At 46.8% G+C, this 19653-nt stretch carries 19 protein-coding genes; 10 read left to right on the top strand and 9 right to left on the bottom strand.

What is annotated here, in order from left to right; translation table 11 throughout:
* Positions 1–88 precede the first annotated feature (88 nt).
* Positions 89–229, top strand: coding sequence for a hypothetical protein (locus tag M654_RS23465; RefSeq protein WP_179115683.1), 141 nt, complete (start codon positions 89–91; stop codon positions 227–229).
* A 37-nt stretch (positions 230–266) separates the two neighbouring features.
* On the opposite strand, the gene M654_RS03190 is transcribed toward M654_RS23465, so the two are convergent.
* On the bottom strand, positions 267–1637 hold the full coding sequence (locus M654_RS03190) for a sugar porter family MFS transporter (RefSeq protein WP_026588992.1): 1371 nt from the start codon (positions 1635–1637) through the stop codon (positions 267–269).
* Between the two features lie 309 nt (positions 1638–1946).
* Between M654_RS03190 and M654_RS03185 the strand changes: the two genes are divergently transcribed.
* Both M654_RS03185 and M654_RS03180 read left to right on the top strand, forming a co-directional pair.
* The gene (locus tag M654_RS03185; RefSeq protein WP_026588993.1) at positions 1947–2903 is read left to right on the top strand and encodes an LCP family protein; all 957 of its coding nucleotides are present in this window, start codon (positions 1947–1949) and stop codon (positions 2901–2903) included.
* Positions 2904–3072: 169 nt separating this feature from the next.
* The gene (locus tag M654_RS03180) at positions 3073–3933 is read left to right on the top strand and encodes a Cof-type HAD-IIB family hydrolase (protein ID WP_026588994.1); all 861 of its coding nucleotides are present in this window, start codon (positions 3073–3075) and stop codon (positions 3931–3933) included.
* 32 nt (positions 3934–3965) lie between these two features.
* Here M654_RS03180 and M654_RS03175 read toward each other — a convergent pair whose 3' ends face one another.
* The 5 genes from M654_RS03175 to pgsB form a co-directional block, all read right to left on the bottom strand.
* Positions 3966–5183 carry a C40 family peptidase gene (locus M654_RS03175; RefSeq protein WP_035428666.1) on the bottom strand — a complete coding sequence of 406 codons (1218 nt, stop codon included), beginning with the start codon at positions 5181–5183 and terminating at the stop codon, positions 3966–3968.
* Positions 5184–5638: 455 nt separating this feature from the next.
* Positions 5639–5806 (bottom strand): hypothetical protein, encoded by a 168-nt coding sequence (locus M654_RS23460; protein ID WP_179115681.1) that lies wholly within the window; start codon positions 5804–5806, stop codon positions 5639–5641.
* Positions 5803–6972 carry a CapA family protein gene (locus M654_RS03170; RefSeq protein WP_026588996.1) on the bottom strand — a complete coding sequence of 390 codons (1170 nt, stop codon included), beginning with the start codon at positions 6970–6972 and terminating at the stop codon, positions 5803–5805. The genes M654_RS23460 and M654_RS03170 overlap by 4 nt, the downstream gene beginning before the upstream one ends.
* 19 nt (positions 6973–6991) lie before the next feature.
* Complete coding sequence (gene pgsC / locus M654_RS03165; protein ID WP_026588997.1) at positions 6992–7441, bottom strand: poly-gamma-glutamate biosynthesis protein PgsC; 450 nt, start codon at positions 7439–7441, stop codon at positions 6992–6994.
* Between the two features lie 15 nt (positions 7442–7456).
* Entirely contained in the window at positions 7457–8638 is a 1182-nt protein-coding gene (gene pgsB, locus M654_RS03160) for a poly-gamma-glutamate synthase PgsB (protein WP_026588998.1), read from the bottom strand.
* An 825-nt stretch (positions 8639–9463) separates the two neighbouring features.
* Between pgsB and M654_RS03155 the strand changes: the two genes are divergently transcribed.
* The 6 genes from M654_RS03155 to rbsB are packed head-to-tail and all read left to right on the top strand — an operon-like array spanning position 9464 to position 15139.
* On the top strand, positions 9464–10453 hold the full coding sequence (locus M654_RS03155) for a LacI family DNA-binding transcriptional regulator (protein WP_026588999.1): 990 nt from the start codon (positions 9464–9466) through the stop codon (positions 10451–10453).
* Positions 10446–11327, top strand: coding sequence for a ribokinase (gene rbsK / locus M654_RS03150; protein WP_026589000.1), 882 nt, complete (start codon positions 10446–10448; stop codon positions 11325–11327). The genes M654_RS03155 and rbsK overlap by 8 nt, the downstream gene beginning before the upstream one ends.
* The gene (gene rbsD, locus M654_RS03145) at positions 11324–11719 is read left to right on the top strand and encodes a D-ribose pyranase (RefSeq protein ID WP_026589001.1); all 396 of its coding nucleotides are present in this window, start codon (positions 11324–11326) and stop codon (positions 11717–11719) included. Before rbsK ends, rbsD begins: the two co-directional genes overlap by 4 nt.
* Positions 11720–11757: 38 nt before the next feature.
* Positions 11758–13239: a sugar ABC transporter ATP-binding protein gene (locus tag M654_RS03140; RefSeq protein WP_026589002.1), complete on the top strand. Its 1482-nt coding sequence runs from the start codon at positions 11758–11760 to the stop codon at positions 13237–13239.
* Position 13240: 1 nt separating this feature from the next.
* A complete protein-coding gene (gene rbsC, locus M654_RS03135; RefSeq protein WP_026589003.1) occupies positions 13241–14209 on the top strand; it encodes a ribose ABC transporter permease RbsC in 969 nt (322 codons plus the stop codon).
* Between the two features lie 15 nt (positions 14210–14224).
* Complete coding sequence (gene rbsB / locus M654_RS03130; protein WP_026589004.1) at positions 14225–15139, top strand: ribose ABC transporter substrate-binding protein RbsB; 915 nt, start codon at positions 14225–14227, stop codon at positions 15137–15139.
* A gap of 20 nt (positions 15140–15159) precedes the next feature.
* Here the strand turns inward: rbsB and M654_RS03125 are convergent, their stop codons facing one another.
* A complete protein-coding gene (locus M654_RS03125; RefSeq protein ID WP_026589005.1) occupies positions 15160–16092 on the bottom strand; it encodes a LysR family transcriptional regulator in 933 nt (310 codons plus the stop codon).
* Positions 16093–16205: 113 nt separating this feature from the next.
* Here M654_RS03125 and M654_RS03120 point away from each other — a divergent pair, with 113 nt between their 5' ends.
* Positions 16206–16973, top strand: coding sequence for a class I SAM-dependent methyltransferase (locus tag M654_RS03120; RefSeq protein WP_051290439.1), 768 nt, complete (start codon positions 16206–16208; stop codon positions 16971–16973).
* Between the two features lie 38 nt (positions 16974–17011).
* Here the strand turns inward: M654_RS03120 and budA are convergent, their stop codons facing one another.
* The gene (gene budA, locus M654_RS03115) at positions 17012–17776 is read right to left on the bottom strand and encodes an acetolactate decarboxylase (RefSeq protein ID WP_026589007.1); all 765 of its coding nucleotides are present in this window, start codon (positions 17774–17776) and stop codon (positions 17012–17014) included.
* Between the two features lie 51 nt (positions 17777–17827).
* A complete protein-coding gene (gene alsS, locus M654_RS03110) occupies positions 17828–19573 on the bottom strand; it encodes an acetolactate synthase AlsS (protein ID WP_372708859.1) in 1746 nt (581 codons plus the stop codon).
* Between the last annotated feature and the right edge of the window lie 80 nt (positions 19574–19653).

Below are 19653 nucleotides of genomic sequence, written 5' to 3'. Positions count from 1 at the left end.
TTTTTTAAACAAACGTTTCATTAGTTCATATAAAAAACTGAATCATCGGAGACTGACAGACATAAATAAAAGAAACGGAGGTGTTTTAATGCTGCTGCAAATATTGGTCGGGGGCTTATTTGTTTTTGCCGTTTTCTTTATTGTATTCAGAGGGATTAGATCAGGCCATCTGCCCCGACATGATGAGATTCCGCCCGAGGATGAGGGAAGAAATGACGAGTCGAAGTAGCATGTGATGTAAGGGCATAAAGGGGATTCCCCTCCCCTTATGGCCCGGCTGTCCGCGCTTCTGTATTCCGGTTGTTTTTGTGTTTTCTTTTTAAATCCAGCTCAATTTCTTCAAGGCTTTTCCCTTTTGTTTCAGTTACTTTAAAGAAGACGAACAAAAACGCCATAATCCCTATTGCCGCATAGCAAAGGAATAAATAGCTGATGCCAATCAGATCGAGAAGCACCGGAAAGCTCAAGGTCACAATTAAATTTCCTGTATGGAGCAAAAGCGTCGATACTCCGGTTCCGGCTCCTCTGACATGAAGGGGAAACAGCTCGGGCAGCATCACCCAGACAACCGGCCCCCAGCTGACTGCAAACACCGCTATGAACACACCTAAACAAACGACCGTCGTCCATGCCGCAGCAACGGTATTTCCCAAAAAGATATGGATCACAGACAGCACGATCAGACTGATGACCATTCCCGCATTTCCGAATAATAAAAGCGGTTTGCGGCCTACCCGGTCGATCAAGCGCATCGCTGCTAATGTCATGAGCACATTCACCGTCCCGATCCCGACGGTCCCTAAAATAGCCGCCGACTTTTCAAATCCGACATTCGCAAACGTTTTCGGAGCGTAGTATATCATCGTGTTTGTCCCGATAAACTGCTGAAGAAAAGCGAGTCCCAGGCCGGCGATCAACGACGGACGCACCCACGGCTCCAGCAGTTCTTTCAAACCTCCCTGCTCCTGTCTTTCCGCTTCTTTCATTCCTTTGATCTCTTCAAGCACGTTTCCCCTCTTCATTCTGCTCAAAACCGCTTTCGCTTTTTTCTCTTTGTCTTTTGACAAAAGCCAGCGCGGACTTTCCGGCATGAAAAAAATGCCGATCAAAAGACTGATAGACGGTACAAGCGCCAGCCCAAGCATCCAGCGCCAGGCCCCTGACCCGCTGAAAGCATAATTAATAAGGTAGGAAAGCAGAATACCCGTCGTGATCATCAGCTGATTCAATGATGAAAGAGCCCCGCGGGATTCCTTAGGCGCCAGTTCTGACAGATATAAAGGAATAATCGTCGTCGAACAGCCCACTGCAAGGCCCAGAACGATTCTGAAAGCCACCATATATTCCGTGTCGGGCGCAAGTGCCGTACCAAACCCGCCAATGCAAAACAGCACCGCGGCGGACATCATCACCTTACGTCTGCCGAAGCGGTCGGCCAGCTTTCCCGATAACCCCGAGCCGAAAATCGCACCGATTAAAATGGAGCTGACCACGAGTCCTTCTGTAAAGGCATTCAGGTCAAACTCATCTTTGATATAGAGGATCGCCCCGGATATCACGCCCGTATCATATCCGTAAAGCAGTCCGCCCAAGGCTCCAAAAAAATAAAGCCAGGCATTCGCCTTCTGTTTTTTCATCAATGATCCTCCTTTAACAGCTCAAGCTTTTTATGAATCTTTTACCTTATCTCGGATTCCTTAAACATCAGGCTTCCTGTACCATTAAAAGGAAACTAAAATAAATGAAACATTTAGGGCCCGGGCATCGTCATATTAAGGACGACCAAAAACCAACAGCCAAGCAGTTTCCAATGACTTCCCCTGGTCAAAATGCAAATAATCTAGTACAATGCAAGACTAGGAATCAATTAACTTTTATATCAGAAATTTCACTAACTTTAGTAATAATGGTGCGTTTTTTAATAAATCGAAAGAGGAGTTTGTCAGATGCTACGATCGCAACGAACGAAGAAAAAAAGGTTAAGAAAATGGGTCAAATACTCATTGTTTTTCATTGTTTTACTTTTAACGGCGACAGCGGCCGCAGGCGGCTACGCCTACTATAAAATTGCCAGTGCTTCAAATGATGCGCAGGTCAGCCTTTCCCGAGGAAAACAATCCGTCAAACGGATCAAAGAGTTCAATCCTGAAAAAGACAACTTTTCGATCCTGATGATGGGAATTGATGCCCGTCCGGGACAAAGCATGGATAAGGAACGAAGCGACGCAATGATCCTGGCTACGTTCAATCGAGAAGACAAATCGGTCAAGCTTTTGAGCATTCCAAGGGATTCATATGTGAATATCCCCGGCCATGGCTTTGATAAAATCACCCATGCCCATTCGCTTGGCGGAAGGGATCTCAGCGTAGAGACCGTCGAAGGTTTGCTCGACATCCCTGTCGATTATGTTATTGATGGAAACTTTTCCGCTTTTGAAGAAGTCGTCGATGAGCTGGGCGGTGTTCCGGTTAACATTAAAAAGGAATATATCGTGAAACAAATTACAAAAGATACAAAAGGGAAGGTTCATTTAACAACGGGCGAACAGACGCTAAACGGCGAAGAAGCCCTGGCATACGTCAGAACGAGAAAAGCCGACACTGATTTAATGCGCGGACAGCGGCAGATGGAAGTGATCAAAGCGGTCATCAATAAATCCAAATCGCTGACATCAATTCCTGCATACGACGACATTCTGGATACGATCGGGAAAAACGTGTCGATGAACCTGTCGCTGAACGACCTGATCGGACTGATTCCGTTCGTCACATCACTCGAATCTGTCGATACCCTGCAGCTGAAAGGCAGCGATTATAAACCGGGGAACGTTTACTATTTCCAGCTTGATCAAGAAAATCTTGCGGAAATCAAACAAGAATTAAAACAGCAGCTGGACTATTGATTTGATAAAGGATGATCGCGGATCATCCTTTTTTCTGTTCTATATTTACTATTGAAAAAATTTAAATTTAGGTTTAGCCTTTTACATAAATGAGACCATACTGCAGAGAGAGTTGTTTTTCGTCTTCAAAAAACGGTAAACTGCTCTTATAGGAGGTTATATTTACATAATGAGATTAATTGCGATCGATTTAGATGGAACCCTTTTAAATACGGAAAGCAAAATTTCTGCAGAAAATCGGGCCGCTATCAAAAAAGCGCTCATCTCCGACTGCATTGTGACAATTTGTACAGGAAGAGCAACCTTTGACGTAAAGGAGCTTCTGAATGATTTGGACATTCCGATTATCGCCGCCAACGGGGGAACGGTCCACGATTTTAATTATAAGCCGTTAAGCCGGACCTTAATGGATCGGGAGGCCGGGAAAAAAGCGGCTGAATACTTAACAGACCACCATATTTATTTTGAAGTGTATACGGATGATGCGCTGTTATCTCCTTTTGACGGCGAAGAGAAGCTGAAAGCCGAGCTTGATATCGTAACGAGCGCCAATCCGGATGAAGACCGGGAGACGCTTTGGCAGGGTGCGCTGACTCAGTTCAAGCAATTCGGCATTAAACCGGTTCCCGATATTCGCAGAGTGTTTGACGGAAGCGAAAATATCTATAAGCTGCTGTGCTTTTCATTTGATATGGAGAAACTAAAAAAAGCGAAAGAAGATCTTTCCGCCTTCGCCAAACTGGGGCTCACGTCTTCCGGAAGGCACATCATTGAAATTCTGCCCGCTGAATCGGGAAAAGGGCGCGCTTTAAGAAAGCTTGCCGCCCATTATGGAATTAAGAAAGAAGACATCTACGCCATCGGCGACAGTCCGAACGATTTGTCGATGTTTGCAGAAGCCGGACACCGAATTGCGATGGAGAATGCGATCGATGAATTAAAACATATCAGCACATTTATCACAAAGAGCAATGATGAAAACGGTGTAGCCTATTTTATCAACAAGCTCCTCGAGAATGAATACGAATAAAAAGAAAAAACCGCCTGAAGCGGTTTTTTCCCTTATCGGATTCTGACGCTTCCGACATACTTATCTTTCCAATATTCGCTCGTCTCCAGATCCGTTGTCGTCACACCTGAAGACAATGTGACAAGGACGACTTGTCCATTTCCGATGTAAATGGAAGGAATAAGGACGCTCGTCCCTTGAAAGAAGACTAAATCCCCAGGCTCCAATTCATCCTTTGCGATTTTCTCGCCTGCTTCGTACTGTTTATCGGCGTAACGCGGAAGCTCGACTCCGGCGGCCGTTTTATATATATATTGAATGAAGCCTGACGTATCAAATCCGTCCTTAGGCGTCGTTCCGCCTTTTTGGTAGCCGACTTCACCGATATATTTGATGGCTTCAGTCACAATCTGGTTATCTGCAAGAGACAAACTGTCAAAGCGGCGGATGCCCGTAAATTTCTTTTGCCAATATGAAGCTGATAAATAGGAAATCGTCACTTTATTTGAACGGCTCGCATGAATAAACCTGCCGCCTCCGGCATAAATGCCGTTATGGGAAATTCCCGGCTTATAGGTGTTGCTGAAGAAAACAACATCTCCGGGCTGTATATCCTCAAGCTTCACCTTTCGGCCGACCGCCCATTGCTGTTCTGCCGATCTCGGCAAATAGACCCCGAGCGTCTCGCGAAAAACATATTGCGTCAATCCTGAACAATCAAAGCCAACATCAGGTGAGGCGCTGCCAAACACATACGGAACCCCGATGTAGTCAAGCGCTTTTTGAACGACCGGGTCTTTGGAGACGGCCGGTTCTTTCGTGATTCTTTTCGCCTTGTAATAGCCTGAACTCCAGTATTTGCTGCCTTCCAGCTTTGTAATGGCAACCCCGCTCGATTTCGTGCTGTGAATGATTTGATCATCCCCTAAGTAAATCGCGACATGTGTCGGCCCGTCCGATTCAAGAGCAGCGTTTTTAAAAAAGACGAGATCTCCTTTTTCAAGGCTGTTCCTGCTGACGCTTGTCCCTATGTTCGATTGTTCTTCAACTGTTCTGGGCAGTGAAATATCAAGCGCTTCAAAGACATACTGGATAAAACCGGACGAGTCAAAGCCGTCTTGCGGGCTTTCTCCGCCATAGCTGTATTTCGTGCCTGCAAACTTTTTAGCCGTCTCAGCGATAGATTCGCCGATCGTATCGGCCTGCGCGATCTTGTCACCGGTCAAAAACGACACGCTCCAAAACAATGTGGCTCCAAGTAGCAAAAACATTGCCAGTTTTTTCTTCAATTGATCTGTTCCTCCTCTTCTTTCCTCTTTCATCGGCAGTGACCTGAGATATCTAAAGGGCGGATTTTACAACAATATCGAGCGAATGACGAGAAGAAACGCAGGGCAATCCAACATAACGGAAAGTTTACGAAGGGATAAATTCATAGAAGGCGGTAATCATGAGGTTTCATTCCATCCCGATCTGCTTTCATCTCTTGCAATCCCGGCATTTGCCGCAATTTCTTCAATCCCTTAAAAAGAATACAATAAACGCTATCTTTAACCAACCCCAAAACCGTACATAAATCCTCCTGAATTTCTCTAAACCTTTCTGCCTTGAATGGTTAAGGAATTTGTCGCACATCGCGATTTCAATAGACCAATCTGGCAAAATGTTCATAGGAATTGATCAGTAAACAAAAAAGAGAGCGCCCTCCGCGCTCTCTTTTCTCGGTTTATTGCCGGCCGTCGGCCGTGTTTTCCTGCTGCTTCACTTTCTGAATCTCAGTTGATATTTTGGCTTTTTCATCGGTTGACAGTTCATCGGAGTATTTAAAAGCCGACATGAACGATATGATGAGAACCAATCCTACAAACGGCCAGACCGCTCTGATAAATCTCATTTTTTCGTCACTCCGTTTTCATTGTTTTTTAGTTTGTTTTTATGATCGACTTCAAAAGTCAGTTTTCCGTCTTCTTCTTTCCAATTCAGGTTTGAGCCTTTTGTCAACTGGCGGAAAATCGCTTCTCGCTGTAAGAAGTCGTTTTTGCCCAAAGGTGTCGGCGTTGCTTCGCGAATGTTGAGAGGCGTTACTTCAAATCGGCCTCTGCCGTCGTTCATTAAGTGATACTGAACAAGCGCGCTGTCGCGTGTTCTTGACCAGCCCTGATCAAAGACGAAGTTTCCAAGACTGTAGAAAATAACGGTGTCCTTATATACTTCGATCGGCTCAAGAACGTGAGGATGAGCACCTAAAATAATATCGGCTCCGGCGTCAGCGATGGCTTTCGCCAAATCCTTCTGCCTGTCGTTCGGTTCATTGTCATATTCCTGTCCCCAGTGAACGTGAACCACGACAAGATCCGCTTTTTTGGATGCTTCCGCTATCATCGGAATAAAGATTTTCGGGCTCAGCGGCAGCACTCCTCCCCTGTCCTTTTTGGCTGTAAAGTTCTTCGTGTAGACGTCTGTAAAACCGAGCGTTGCGATTTTTACACCGTTCACATCCTTGTATGAAACGTGCTTTTTGGCATCGCTCAAGTTGCTGCCGGCTCCCACTATATCGAGATTTTCTTGTGAAAACTTATTCAGCGTGTCATTCAAACCGTCTTGTCCGTAGTCCATCGCATGGTTGTTGGCGAAATTCAGCACGCTAAAATTCATCTTCTTCAATGTTTCAACAGATTCTTGCTTTGTTTGCAGATGAATATTTTTCTCTGCCTGCTGGTAGTCTTTTTTATTTGTGACAGGGTTTTCGAAGTTTCCTGTTAGAAAATCTGACACATTAAAGTAAGGCTTTACATTTTTAAAAACACTTTCCGGTCCATACAAATTTGTGACTTTCTCTACGTTTCTGCCCATCATGATATCGCCGACAAAAGTAGCTGTCAGCTTGGCATCTTCTTTTTTGGCCATTTTTGAAGGAGTTTTGGCGCTTCCGACCCAAGTAAAGACAAACATGAGACAGATGATCGCGGGCAATACAATAAGCACGTGTTTATTGGTTTTCTTCTTCTCCTGCTTTGTCAGCTTTAGCAGCTTTTCCTGAAAGTTCAGTTGTTTTTTCATCTTTTTGACACACCTAACTTTAGATTAGATAGTAAGCATACATAATGGCGAATGTTGCTCCGCTTAATAAAAGCGTGCTTCCCAGCGTAATCGTTAATCCTTGTCTTTGGATGGTATTTGCGATCAGCCCCGGAACGATGATCCCGATTCCTCTGAATTCGGCAATTTCAAACGGCATCATCGGGTATATGAAGTCGAATCCGATTTTCAGGAGAATTCCCGTTATCAGCATCGCTGCGAATTTTCTGCGTCCGTATAGAATCATGATTTTTGAAAGTCCGAATTTCACAATGACGTATGTCAGCAGGCTGACGAAAAGAACCAGCAGCATGAAGATCGGCTGATTGAACACGAGTCCCAAATAACCAGGTACGACAAGTCCGGCCGGTACAATTCCTGTTTTTTCTGCAAAAATCAAACTGAGTAAAACTCCTAAAATGAGGGCGATATATAAATCTGATCCAAACATTGTGTTTTCTTCCTCCTAGCTAACGAGCTGCTTAATCTTGTATTCTTGTATTTTTTCGATAAGAGGTTCCGCTGCTCCGTGAATATTTCCGACGCCGTAAATGACGCGGCCCTCCAGCTTGTTTTTCAGCATGAACATGATTTCTTCCGTCGTTTTGTGCTCAAAATCAAACAGCTTGTCCGCAGGAATTTTGCCTGCTTCATATGCTTTGACGATCGGCTCTGTCGTTTCTCCAATCAGCACAAGTTCACTTGCTTCAATAAAGGGAAGGACATCTTCGGCAAATTGCTGTGTTCTGTCCACCCTGTCAGCGCGGCAGTTCATAATGACGATCGGCTGATCTGTAGGGTAGCCTATTTCTTTTACGCGCTTCCATATGTTTAAAGTGGAAGATGCGTCATTCGCTGCAAAACCGTTGACGAAATGTCCCGGGTTTTTGGCGTTCATCAGCGGCAGAATCCTCATCGCTCCCGGATCAGGCGGCGCATTCAGCATGCCTTTAAAGGCGGTTTCTTCGTCAATTCCCAACGCTTGAGCAACCCCGAGTGCAAGGGACGCATTATCAGGGAATACCATGTATTCAAACTGCCTGAGATAGTCATCTGTTATTTTAGAATTGTCTGCGACGATGACTTTTGTGTTCCTTTCTTTTGCAATTTGCTTAAAGAAATCGGTATACTCACTATCAGTAATAACCAAATGTCCGTTGTAAGGAATGGTTGCTGTGAAAGCTTCTGCAATTTCATCCAAAGTCGGTCCCATCACATCCATGTGATCCTCCAGCACGTTCACGATCACGCCGATATTAGCCTGAAGCAATTCTTCCTGAAAGATGATTTGATAATCAGGATTAACGGCCATACATTCACTGACGATCGCATTGGCCCCTCTTTCGACCGTCTCTTTCATGACTTCCTTCTGCTCGCCGATGTTCGGTCCTTGCGGCTTTCTCTTAATCGGCTTTTCTTCCGGTGTGTCCCAATAAATCATCCTTGCATCAGTCCCGGTTGTTTTTCCTACTGTTTTGTAGCCAGCCTCGATTAATATTCCTGTTGTTAATCTGGTCACCGTGGACTTTCCGCGTATCCCGTTGATGTTCACTCGGACTGGCAGGGCGTCGATGTTTTGCTGGTGGCGCCTTTTTTCATAAATGCCGATCCCAACAACGATCACACAGGCTAATAGCATTACCCACATTGTTTGTCTACATCTCCTTCTTGGAATCTGATATGTAAATTCATTCATCAGTATATAGGTTCACTATGAAATCACAATCGGCATTATGTAACAGAAGACGACGAAATTTTCCGTGACAAAGCTCACCTCACTTCCGATACTATTTCCTATCCATCGATTGATAATTATGGAAATCCGGAGTCCTTATCTCCTACAAATTTTCTGCATCATTTTTAAGAATACGCTTTCAAAAATCGAAAAATTCGATTCTATACTTTTCTCCCTATTATTTATGAAAGGCTAAAAGATGGGTTTCGGGTCAGCCCTTTATGTTCCGGACTTCGCCGTAATTACGGAAAAACCGCCGGATTCACGCTTTATTCACCGCTTTGCAACGGGTCAAAAAGTCATCAATTGCCGCTGTGAAAAATCATGGAGTCCCATGACCTCCAGACTACATTGCAAAACTTGAAAATCCGCTTCACCATCAAGCGGGATTCATTAGTAAATCCAAACAATTTTTAAGCCGTTCGATTCAGCTTCTTTTTTTCGTTTATAGGTTATAATCCTAGGATTTAAACAGCCATTAATTTTTTTCAACGAGAATTCATCAAACTTTAACATTTTTAATTTTTCTTACTATTCTTATTGTTACTGAATCCGACAAATTTATAATAAATCAACAGATGTGCGGGACTTTTTTCTATTAGAAGCGCCTCAGGGGGGCAGGCTTGCCTGAACATCCCGATTCGTTTCTAATCCATGGGATGATTTTTTTGATTGTGATTTCATGAAGTTCATGATAATCTTTATGTAAACGGTTACACAAGGAAGGAGAACGTCCCGTTGGCTACGATTAAAGACGTTGCACTTGCGGCAAAAGTATCTGTCGCTACGGTTTCCCGCGTGTTGAATGAGACGGGATACGTCCATGAGGAGACCAGGTCACGCGTGATGAAGGTGATGGAAGAGCTGAATTACCGCCCGAATGAAGTGGCCAGATCTCTCTATAAAAGGGAATCAAGATTAATCGGGCTGCTTTTGCCCGACATCACAAACCCATTCTTCCCTCAGCTGGCCCGGGGAGTTGAAGACGAAATTCACAGACACGGCTTCAGGCTGATATTCGGAAACAGTGATGAAAATCTTGAAAAAGAACTCGATTATCTCCAGACATTTCAGCAAAATCATGTCGTCGGCGTCATCTCTGCAACAAATTACCCTGAAGCATCAAATTACAAAGATTTGCCGATGCCGATTGTCTTTCTCGACCGAACCGGGGAACATGCGCCCGCCGTGTTTGCGGACAGCAAGGAAGGCGGACGGATCGCAGCTTCGGAGATCATCAAACGACATTCATCACGCATTACCTTAATCAAAGGGCCCGGCCACTTGCAGACCGCAACAGACCGGTTCAACGGCGCGCTTGACATCTTAAGCGGAGCCGATGTTGATTTTCATGTCATGAAAACCGAAACATTTTCTTTTCAGGAAGCGCAAAAACGGGCGGCTGAGTTATTTTCCGCCTATCCGGAGACAGACGGCATCATTGCCAGCAATGATATTGCGGCAACCGCGGTTTTGCATGAGGCGTTGAAGCGGAAGATCAAAGTGCCCGACGAGTTGCAGATCATCGGATTTGATGATATTCCGCAAAGCGAATTGCTTTTTCCTTCCTTATCAACAATCAGGCAGCCTGCATATCAAATGGGAAAAGAAGCGGCAAAACTGCTGCTTAGAATCTTGAAGCATGAATATATTGAACAGCCGGCTGTTAAAATGCCGGTCGCTTTTATCGAAAGACAAACGACTAGAAAGGCGGATGACAATGAGTAAAATATGTGTAATTGGCAGCTCTTCAATGGATTTAGTCGTCACATCGCAAAAACGGCCGAAAGCCGGCGAGACGGTGCTTGGCGATTCCTTTCAAACCGTTCCCGGCGGAAAAGGCGCCAACCAGGCTGCCGCAGCCGCGAGACTGGGAGCGGAAGTCTATATGATCGGCTGTGTCGGGGATGATCATTACGGTCAAGCCATCCTCGCAAACCTTGAAGCGAACGGGGTTTTGACAGACTATGTGGAACCGGTTACAGATATGGAAAGCGGCACCGCACATATCGTTCTGGCAGAGGGAGATAACAGCATCATCGTCGTCAAAGGCGCAAATGATCAGGTTACACCGGAATACGTTCAAAAGGCGCTCACCGCCATCAAAAAGGCGGACATCGTCCTCATTCAACAGGAAATTCCCGAGGAAACGGTTGATTATGTAAGCGGGCTCTGCAAAACGCTCGGCACTCCCCTGCTGCTCAATCCCGCTCCCGCCAGACCACTCCGTCAGGAAACCATTGAAAACGCGTCCTATCTGACACCGAATGAACATGAAGCGGCCATGTTGTTTCAGGGACTTTCCCAAGAGGATGCGCTGAAGCGCCACCCCGGAAAACTGTTCATTACAGAGGGCAAAAACGGAGTCCGCTACCATAATGGAAATGAAGAAAAGCTCGTCCCTTCATTTCCGGTGGAAGCGATTGACACCACTGGAGCGGGAGATACCTTTAATGCGGGATTTGCTGTCGCCCTGTCCGAAGGGAAAGATATTGAAACCGCCTTACGCTTTGCAAACCGGGCCGCTTCTTTATCCGTATTAAAATTCGGCGCTCAAGGCGGGATGCCGTTCAGAGAAGAAGTGGAGCGTGAACTGTCATGAAAAAACACGGCATCTTAAACAGCCATATCGCCAAAGTGCTGGCCGACATCGGGCATACCGATACCATCGTCATCGCGGACGCCGGTTTGCCCGTCCCTTCCGGCGTCCCAAAGATAGACCTTGCTCTCGAGCTGGGGACTCCCGGCTTTCAGGAGGTGACGCGGCTCATTGCCAGCGAAATGGTTGTGGAAAAAGTCACCGCTGCCAAAGAAATTGAAACCGCCAATCCGGAACAAGCCGAATTTTTAAAAACGTTTTTCTCTGAACAGCCGATCGAACATGTTCCCCACGAAGCATTGAAAAAAGCAGCGGAAAAGGCGAAAGCCGTGATTCGCACAGGTGAAGCGACACCTTATGCTAACTGCATCCTGCACGCGGGAGTGATCTTTTAGATGTTCATATCCTCACATCTGGAAAGAAGGGGTAGCCTATGCATATTGAAATGAAAGACATTTATAAGGCATTTGGACAAAACCAGGTTTTGTCCGGTGTTTCCTTCGAACTTCAGGAAGGTGAAATCCATGCCTTAATGGGAGAAAACGGAGCGGGAAAATCAACCTTGATGAATCTATTGACCGGCCTTCACAAGCTGGACAGCGGAATGATCAAGATCGACGGGAAGGAAACGTATTTTTCCGATCCGAAGGATGCTGAACAAAACGGCATCGCCTTCATCCACCAAGAGCTGAACATTTGGCCGGAAATGACCGTCTTGGAGAATTTATTTATCGGCCGGGAGCTGTCTTTAACACTCGGATTTTTAAATAACAAAAAAATGAAAGCGCTAGCAAAATCCCAACTTGATAAACTGGGCGTCTCCATCTCTCTCGATCAAGAAGCCGGCCACTGTTCCGTCGGCCAGCAGCAAATGATTGAAATCGCCAAAGCGCTGATGACAGACGCCAAGGTGATCATCATGGATGAACCGACAGCGGCTTTGACAGAGCGAGAAATCAAGAAGCTGTTCGAAGTCATTGCAGCATTGAAGAAAAATGGCGTGTCCATCGTCTATATTTCCCACCGCATGGAGGAGATTTTTACGATTTGCGACCGGATTACAGTTATGCGCGACGGAAAAACGGTCGATACAAAAAGAATTCCAGACACCGACTTTCATGAAGTTGTGAAAAAAATGGTCGGCCGGGAGCTGACGGAACGCTATCCCGCAAGGAATCCAAACCCGGGTGCAGCCGTGCTCGAAGTCAAGAATGCTTCAAAAAAAGGAATCTTCCAAAATATCAGCTTCACCATCCATGCCGGTGAGATCGTCGGGATATCCGGCCTGATGGGAGCGGGGCGCACGGAGATGATGAGAGCCATTTTCGGACTCGATCCGCTTGATTCAGGAGAGATTTTGATTAACGGCAAAAAAACGGCTGTCAAAAAGCCGAGCGACGCCGTTCAACGAGGGATCGGCTTTATCACTGAAAACCGGAAAGACGAAGGCCTTGTGCTCGATGCGTCGATCAGGGACAACATTGCACTGCCAAACCTCGCCAGCTTTTCTCCGAAAGGATGGATCGATCAAAAAAGCGAGCAGGAATTCGTCGACTTGTTGATCAAACGGCTGACGATCAAAACCGCTTCGCGCGAAACCGATGCGCGCAGCCTTTCTGGGGGAAACCAGCAGAAAGTGGTCATTGCCAAATGGATCGGCATCGGCCCTAAAGTTCTGATTATGGATGAACCGACGCGCGGCGTCGATGTCGGAGCCAAAAGGGAAATTTACGAGCTGATGAATGAGCTGACAGACCGCGGCGTCGCGATCATAATGGTCTCATCAGAACTCCCCGAGATCCTCGGGATGAGCGACCGGGTCCTTGTCATCCATGAAGGAACGCTCAGCGGAGAATTGTCAAGAAAAGACGCGACACAAGAACGGATTATGACACTCGCTACAGGAGGGCGGTAACATGAATCAGCAACCGGCTAAACATATTGAAAAAAGCCTTAATATCGACTCTGTTTTACAAAAACTCGGCCCGCTTCTCGGGCTGATCATTCTCGTTGTCATCGTTTCGGTATTAAATCCGAGCTTTTTAGAGCCGTTAAATATTTTAAACCTGCTGCGTCAGGTCGCGATCAATGCGCTGATCGCGTTTGGCATGACCTTTGTCATTCTGACGGGAGGTATCGACCTTTCCGTCGGCGCGATTCTCGCATTATCAAGCGCTTTAATCGCCGGGATGATCGTCGGCGGCATCGACCCTATTTTCGCCATTATCATTGGCTGTCTGATCGGGGCTGTGCTGGGGATGGTAAACGGGCTTTTGATCACAAAAGGCAAGATGGCTCCATTTATCGCAACGCTTGCGACAATGACGATTTTCCGCGGACTGACGATGGTCTATACGGATGGAAACCCGATTACAGGGCTCGGCACCAGCTACGGCTTTCAGCTTTTCGGCCGCGGCTACCTGTTGGGCATTCCCGTCCCCGCCGTCACCATGGCGGCAGCTTTTGTCATCCTTTGGGCGATTCTTCATCAAACACCGTTCGGACGCCGCACATACGCGATCGGCGGTAACGAAAAAGCGGCGCTGATTTCTGGAATTAAAGTGCCGCGGATCAAAGTGATGATCTATGGTCTTTCCGGCCTTTTATCCGCATTGGCGGGAGCCATTTTGACGTCGCGCTTGAATTCTGCCCAGCCGACGGCGGGCACCTCTTATGAGCTTGACGCCATCGCCGCCGTCGTTTTGGGCGGAACAAGCCTTGCCGGAGGAAGAGGACGGATCGTCGGCACACTGATCGGTGTGCTCATCATCGGAACATTAAATAACGGTTTGAACCTGATCGGCGTCTCCTCGTTTTTCCAAATGGTCGTCAAAGGTATCGTCATTTTGATCGCAGTCTTGCTTGACCGCAAGAAATCCGCATAAGGAGGGCTAATATTGATGAAAAACATACTGACGCTGCTTACGGCATTCATGCTTCTGTTTTTGTCAGCCTGTTCGTTGGAGCCGCCGGAATGGGCCAAACCAAAAAAAGACAATGGATCTGATATCAAAATCGGTTTATCCGTCTCCACTCTGAAAAATCCGTTTTTCGTTTCCTTAAAAAACGGTGTTGTCAATGAAGCGAAAAAACGGGGAATCGAAGTGATCGTCGTTGATGCACAGGACGATTCAGCTAAACAGATCAATGATGTAGAAGACCTTCTCCAGCAAGGTGTGGATGCTCTTTTGATCAATCCGACGGATTCCTCGGCGATTTCCACGGCCGTCCAATCCGCCAATTCGCTCGGCATCCCGGTCATCACCCTTGACCGCTCAGCTGATAAAGGAAAAGTGGAAACGCTTGTCGCTTCAGATAATGTAAAAGGCGGACAAATGGCAGCCGATTACATCGTGAAACAGCTTGGAAAAGGCGCCAAAGTCGCTGAGCTGGAGGGTGTTCCCGGCGCTTCGGCGACAAGGGAGCGCGGCTCCGGTTTTCACAAAACGGCGGATCAAAAACTCGATGTCATCGCCAAGCAAACGGCCAACTTTGACCGGACAAAAGGGCTGAACGTCATGGAAAACCTCCTTCAAGGACACCCGGATATTCAAGCCGTCTTCGCTCATAACGATGAGATGGCGCTCGGTGCGATCGAAGCGATCAGAAGCTCTGGCAAGGACATCCTTGTCGTCGGTTTTGACGGAAATGAAGATGCGGTCAAAGCGGTGAAAGCGGGAGATATGGCAGCCACGATCGCCCAGCAGCCGGAATTGATCGGCAAGCTCGCAGTTCAGGCCGCCAAGGATATTTTAAACGGGAAAAAGGTCGAGCAAACGATCCCGGCCCCGCTGAAGCTGGAAGCCAAAAAATAAGCGGATGAACCGGACCTCAATCAAAAGGAGGTCCGGTTCATTTTTTTCGTTGCCTCCATAAACGCTTTAGCAGCACGGCTTACATAACAGTTTTCCGAATAGGCAAACACAAGGGTTCGGGACGATCCCGTATCTAAAGGGGCATAGATCATTTTGCCGGATGTTTCCCTCATCACCATCCGGGGCACCACGGTGACACCCATTCCATGTTCAACAAGGGACTGTGCGGTTTCAATGCTGCTTGTTTTGAAAGTCACCCGCGGCTTAAACCCGGCTTCTGCACAGAGATCAAGCACAGTCCTTCTGAACCCGTACCCTTCTTTTAATAAAATAAACGGAACAGCTTCAGCCGCCTTTAATGGAACGGCCGTTTTTTCCGCTTCGTTTCGGACGGAATAAATAAACGTCTGCAATAGCTCCGTCATCCAGCTCTGCTTTTCAAACGGGACGGCCAGAAAAAGCGGCTCTGTCAAGATTGGCACGGTTGCCAGCCGTTCATTTTCAATCGGCAGCGGCAAAATTGACAAATCAATTTCACCATTTTCCGTCATTTCCTCCAACACTGCTGGCGATTCTTCGATCAGCTGGACATGTACATTCGGATGTTTGTCCAAAAACGCTTTTAACAGCGGGGGCAGCAGATAGGCTCCCGTAACAGCCGGCATCCCGATCGACAGCTCTGTCCCCATTTCCAGCCGCTGATCCCGCATTTCGCGCAGCAGTTCATCTCTCGCCCTGAGCATCTCCTGTGCCCTTTGAATAAACCGTTTTCCTTGGGGAGTCGGAGACACGCCCCCCCTTTTCCGGTAAAAGAGGGGAAAGCCAAGCTCGAACTCCAGTTTTTTGATTTGCTGGCTCAGCGATGGCTGAGCGATATGAAGGCTGTCAGCAGCTTTCGTAAAACTGCCTTGCTGATAGATTTCAACGGTATATTCAAAAAGTCTCATCTCCATGTTCCTTAAGTCCTCCATAGTTTCAGACTATCGTTTTCATATATTTTATATCTTAGACTTATATATGTCACTTCGATACCATGAATCCATAACCATATGGGAGGATGATGTTCATGAAAACGAGCGCTCAGCAGCAATTTTCAAAAAACCCTGACCAGTATCGCGATGAACCGATATTTTCAGCAGGAAAGGATCTTGATGTAATGATCGACAGCACCGTTCTGCAAGGAAATGAAACCTTGCTTGATGTCGGGACTGGTGCGGGCCATACGGCGATTGCCTTTTCACCGTTTGTCAAACAGTGCACAGGGATCGATGTCACAGAAGAAATGGTGAAGACCGCCGCTCTTTTTGCCAAAGAAAAAAATGCCCGCAATGTGACATTTCTTCAAGGGGATGCAGAAAACCTCGATTTTCCCGACGCTTCCTTTGATATCGTCACATGCCGTTTTGCGGCCCACCATTTTCCTGACATCCGCCGGGCGATGACCGAAATCGCCCGCGTTCTGAAGCCGGGCGGAAGCTTTATCCTCGTGGACCATCACGCGCCTGAAAATAAGGCCCTCGACAAGTTTATCAACCGGCTCAATCAGATGAGAGATCCGTCGCACGTCCGCGAATATTCGCTTGCCGAATGGAACAAATGGTTTGAAGAACACGGGCTGGATTATATGGAACAGGGAAAGTGGAATATCCCCATTGAATACGACAGCTGGATTGACCGGGGAGCCGTGCCTGAGGAAAAAAGGCCGGACATTGCCGCCCATTTGACCGGATCATCGCAGGCATGCCGCGATAAATTTCAAATTGTCCTGGACGAAAACGGCCGTCCTCTGTCTTTCTGCCTTAAAGGGATTTTAATTTTAGGAAAGAAGCGATAATGGCTGAAAAAGCCCTCTTTTTGAAAGAGGGCTTTTCTTCATTGTTCCGGATTTCCTTCTGTCGCTTCAATGCCTGCCACAAGATCGTGGCTTGCTAAATCCGCTTTAAAGAAATCCTTCGTATTCGGTAATCTGAGGTTCATGTTCAGTTTTTGCGAAATCTGAACCGTACATTTTTCGATTTCATAATCAAATACATGCCCGCCGCCATTGCGTTCTTCATCAATAAAATGAAGGTGAAAGCCTGATACGGCGATACCGTGAGCAAACCCAGGCGTCCAAAAGCCGACGATTGTGCCTTTAATGTCGTCAAAATCGAAGATCGGCTGGGATTTAACCGCTTCGACCATCGGGACGTACGGTTTTTCCTGTAATTCCACCGTTCTCGTTTTCACTTTTTTAAAGACACCGTCCATGCGAATCGCGTAAAACAGATTTTCGCTCGGCATGACCTTTTTCATCTCTTTTTCAAACTGTTCAAGCGTCATTCGTTGATTGATCTCATGGTAAATGTCCGGACGGAAGAACGTTAGCGAACAAAAAGGAGAACAGTCCGTTTCTTCAATGGGATAGGCCTTTCCATCTGAACGGAGTCGGTAAAACTCACCGTCAAACCCGATCAGTTCTCCGTCAAGCTGATTAAACGTACCGATCCCGAAGTCTCCGTGCTCCTTAATCTCCGACATGTAAAAATCCCCGTCGTAAATACCGTCCAATAGGGAAACCATCGTCGAGACCTGATAGACTTGGTCAAGATTTTTATCGATCGATGAAATGACTTTCTGCTTGCTTATACTTTTCATGCTCCTCTTTTCACTCCCTTGATTTTTTCGTTGTGATTGGACATGGTGTGATCAAGATTGCTTAGAGGTTTGTTTATTGAATTGTTCCTCAAATGCTTTTGGAAAACGCTGGTCTGCCAAATGCACGTTATCACTGTAATCAACCGGGATATCAATAACGACAGGTCCCTCTGCATCAAGACCTTCTTTAAGCACATCCTGCAGCTCATCAGGAGAATTGACTCTCAATCCTTTTGCTCCAAAGCTTTCAGCATATTTTACGATATCGATATTGCCAAAGTCGACTCCTGACGTCCGGTTGTATTTCATTTCCTGCTGGAACGCCACCATGTCGTATGTGCTGTCATTCCAGACGAGGTGGACAATCGGCGCTTTCAATCTGACCGCTGTCTCCAATTCCATCGCTGAGAACAAGAAGCCGCCGTCTCCTGAAACAGATACGACTTTTTGCCCCGGATTGACAAGGGTTGCCGCAATCGCCCAAGGCAGAGCAACACCGAGCGTTTGCATACCGTTTGAAATCAAGAGGCCAAGCGGACGGTAGGAACGGAAATATCTCGACATCCAAATGGCATGGGAACCGATGTCACAGGTCACCGTCAAATCATCGCTCAGCAATTGGCGCAAATCTTGAATGATTTGCAGCGGATGAACAAGATCCGCTTTTTTCTCTTTAGGCGGTTCGCTTTGTTCCGCCAATGCTTTCTTTAAGTATTGAAGAACAGGCGCGAGCGGTTTGTCGATTGAAACAGGCAGAGAGTCATGCTCAATATGGTTTAAAGTCTCTGCGATGTCACCGATAAGCTCAATTTCAGGCTGGTAGTCATGATCGATATCAGCTTGAATTTCATCAAGGTGAATAATGCTGCGCTCACCTTTTCCATTCCAAAAGACCGGATCATATTCAATCGGATCATAGCCGATCGTCAGGACGACATCCGCTTTTTCCAATAACATATCACCGGGCTGATTGCGGAATAATCCGATGCGGCCGAAGTATTGGTCTTCGAGATCGTGGGAAAGCGTTCCTGCCGCCTGATATGTTTCAACGAACGGAAGCTTCACTTTTCTAAGCAGACGGCGGACCGCTTCTGCCGCTTCAGGTCTTCCTCCTTTCATGCCGACAAGCACGACGGGAAGGTTCGCATTATGAAGTTTGGCGATGGCCGCGCTGATCAGTTCATCCGGAGCCGCGCCCAACTTCGGCGCCGGCAAGGTTCCCACCGGTTTGGCGGTTGCCGGGCCGGACGTCACGTCCTGCGGAAGGCTGAGAAAGGCTGCGCCGGCCTGTCCAGAAGCCGCCGCTCTGAACGCATTGGTCATGGCTTCAGGAATATTATTAGAATCCTCTACTTCTGCGCTGTATTTTGTAATCGGCTGAAACAACGCCGCGTTATCCATCGATTGATGCGTTTTCTTGAGACGATCCGCTCTTTTTACAGCACCCGCCAGGGCAACAACCGGATCTCCTTCTGTATTGGCTGTTACAAGACCGGTAGCTAAATTAGACGCTCCCGGACCTGAAGTCACCAGGCAAACACCGGGCTTTCCAGTCAATCGTCCGACTGCCGCCGCCATAAATGCTGCATTCTGCTCGTGACGGCAAACGATCAATTCAGGCCCCTTGTCTTTCAACACGTCATAAACCGCATCGATTTTTGCTCCCGGAATACCGAAAACATGAGTGACACCTTGCTGAATGAGACTGTCCACCACAAGCTCTGCTCCTCTTACAGTAAGAGTTTCATTTTTAGCGGCTAGATTATTCAAAGCCCTCACTCCTCCATTTTCATTCATTTACAATGAATTTTTAATAAATTTATTGTATTATTAAATATACATCTTGTGGAAATTGTTTTCCAATACTTCTTTGTCTT

It is taken from the genome of Bacillus sp. NSP9.1 (assembly GCF_000465465.2).
In the GTDB taxonomy this organism is placed as follows: Bacteria; Bacillota; Bacilli; order Bacillales; family Bacillaceae; genus Bacillus; species Bacillus sonorensis_A.
This window is presented reverse-complemented; position numbering and strand designations above follow the sequence as displayed.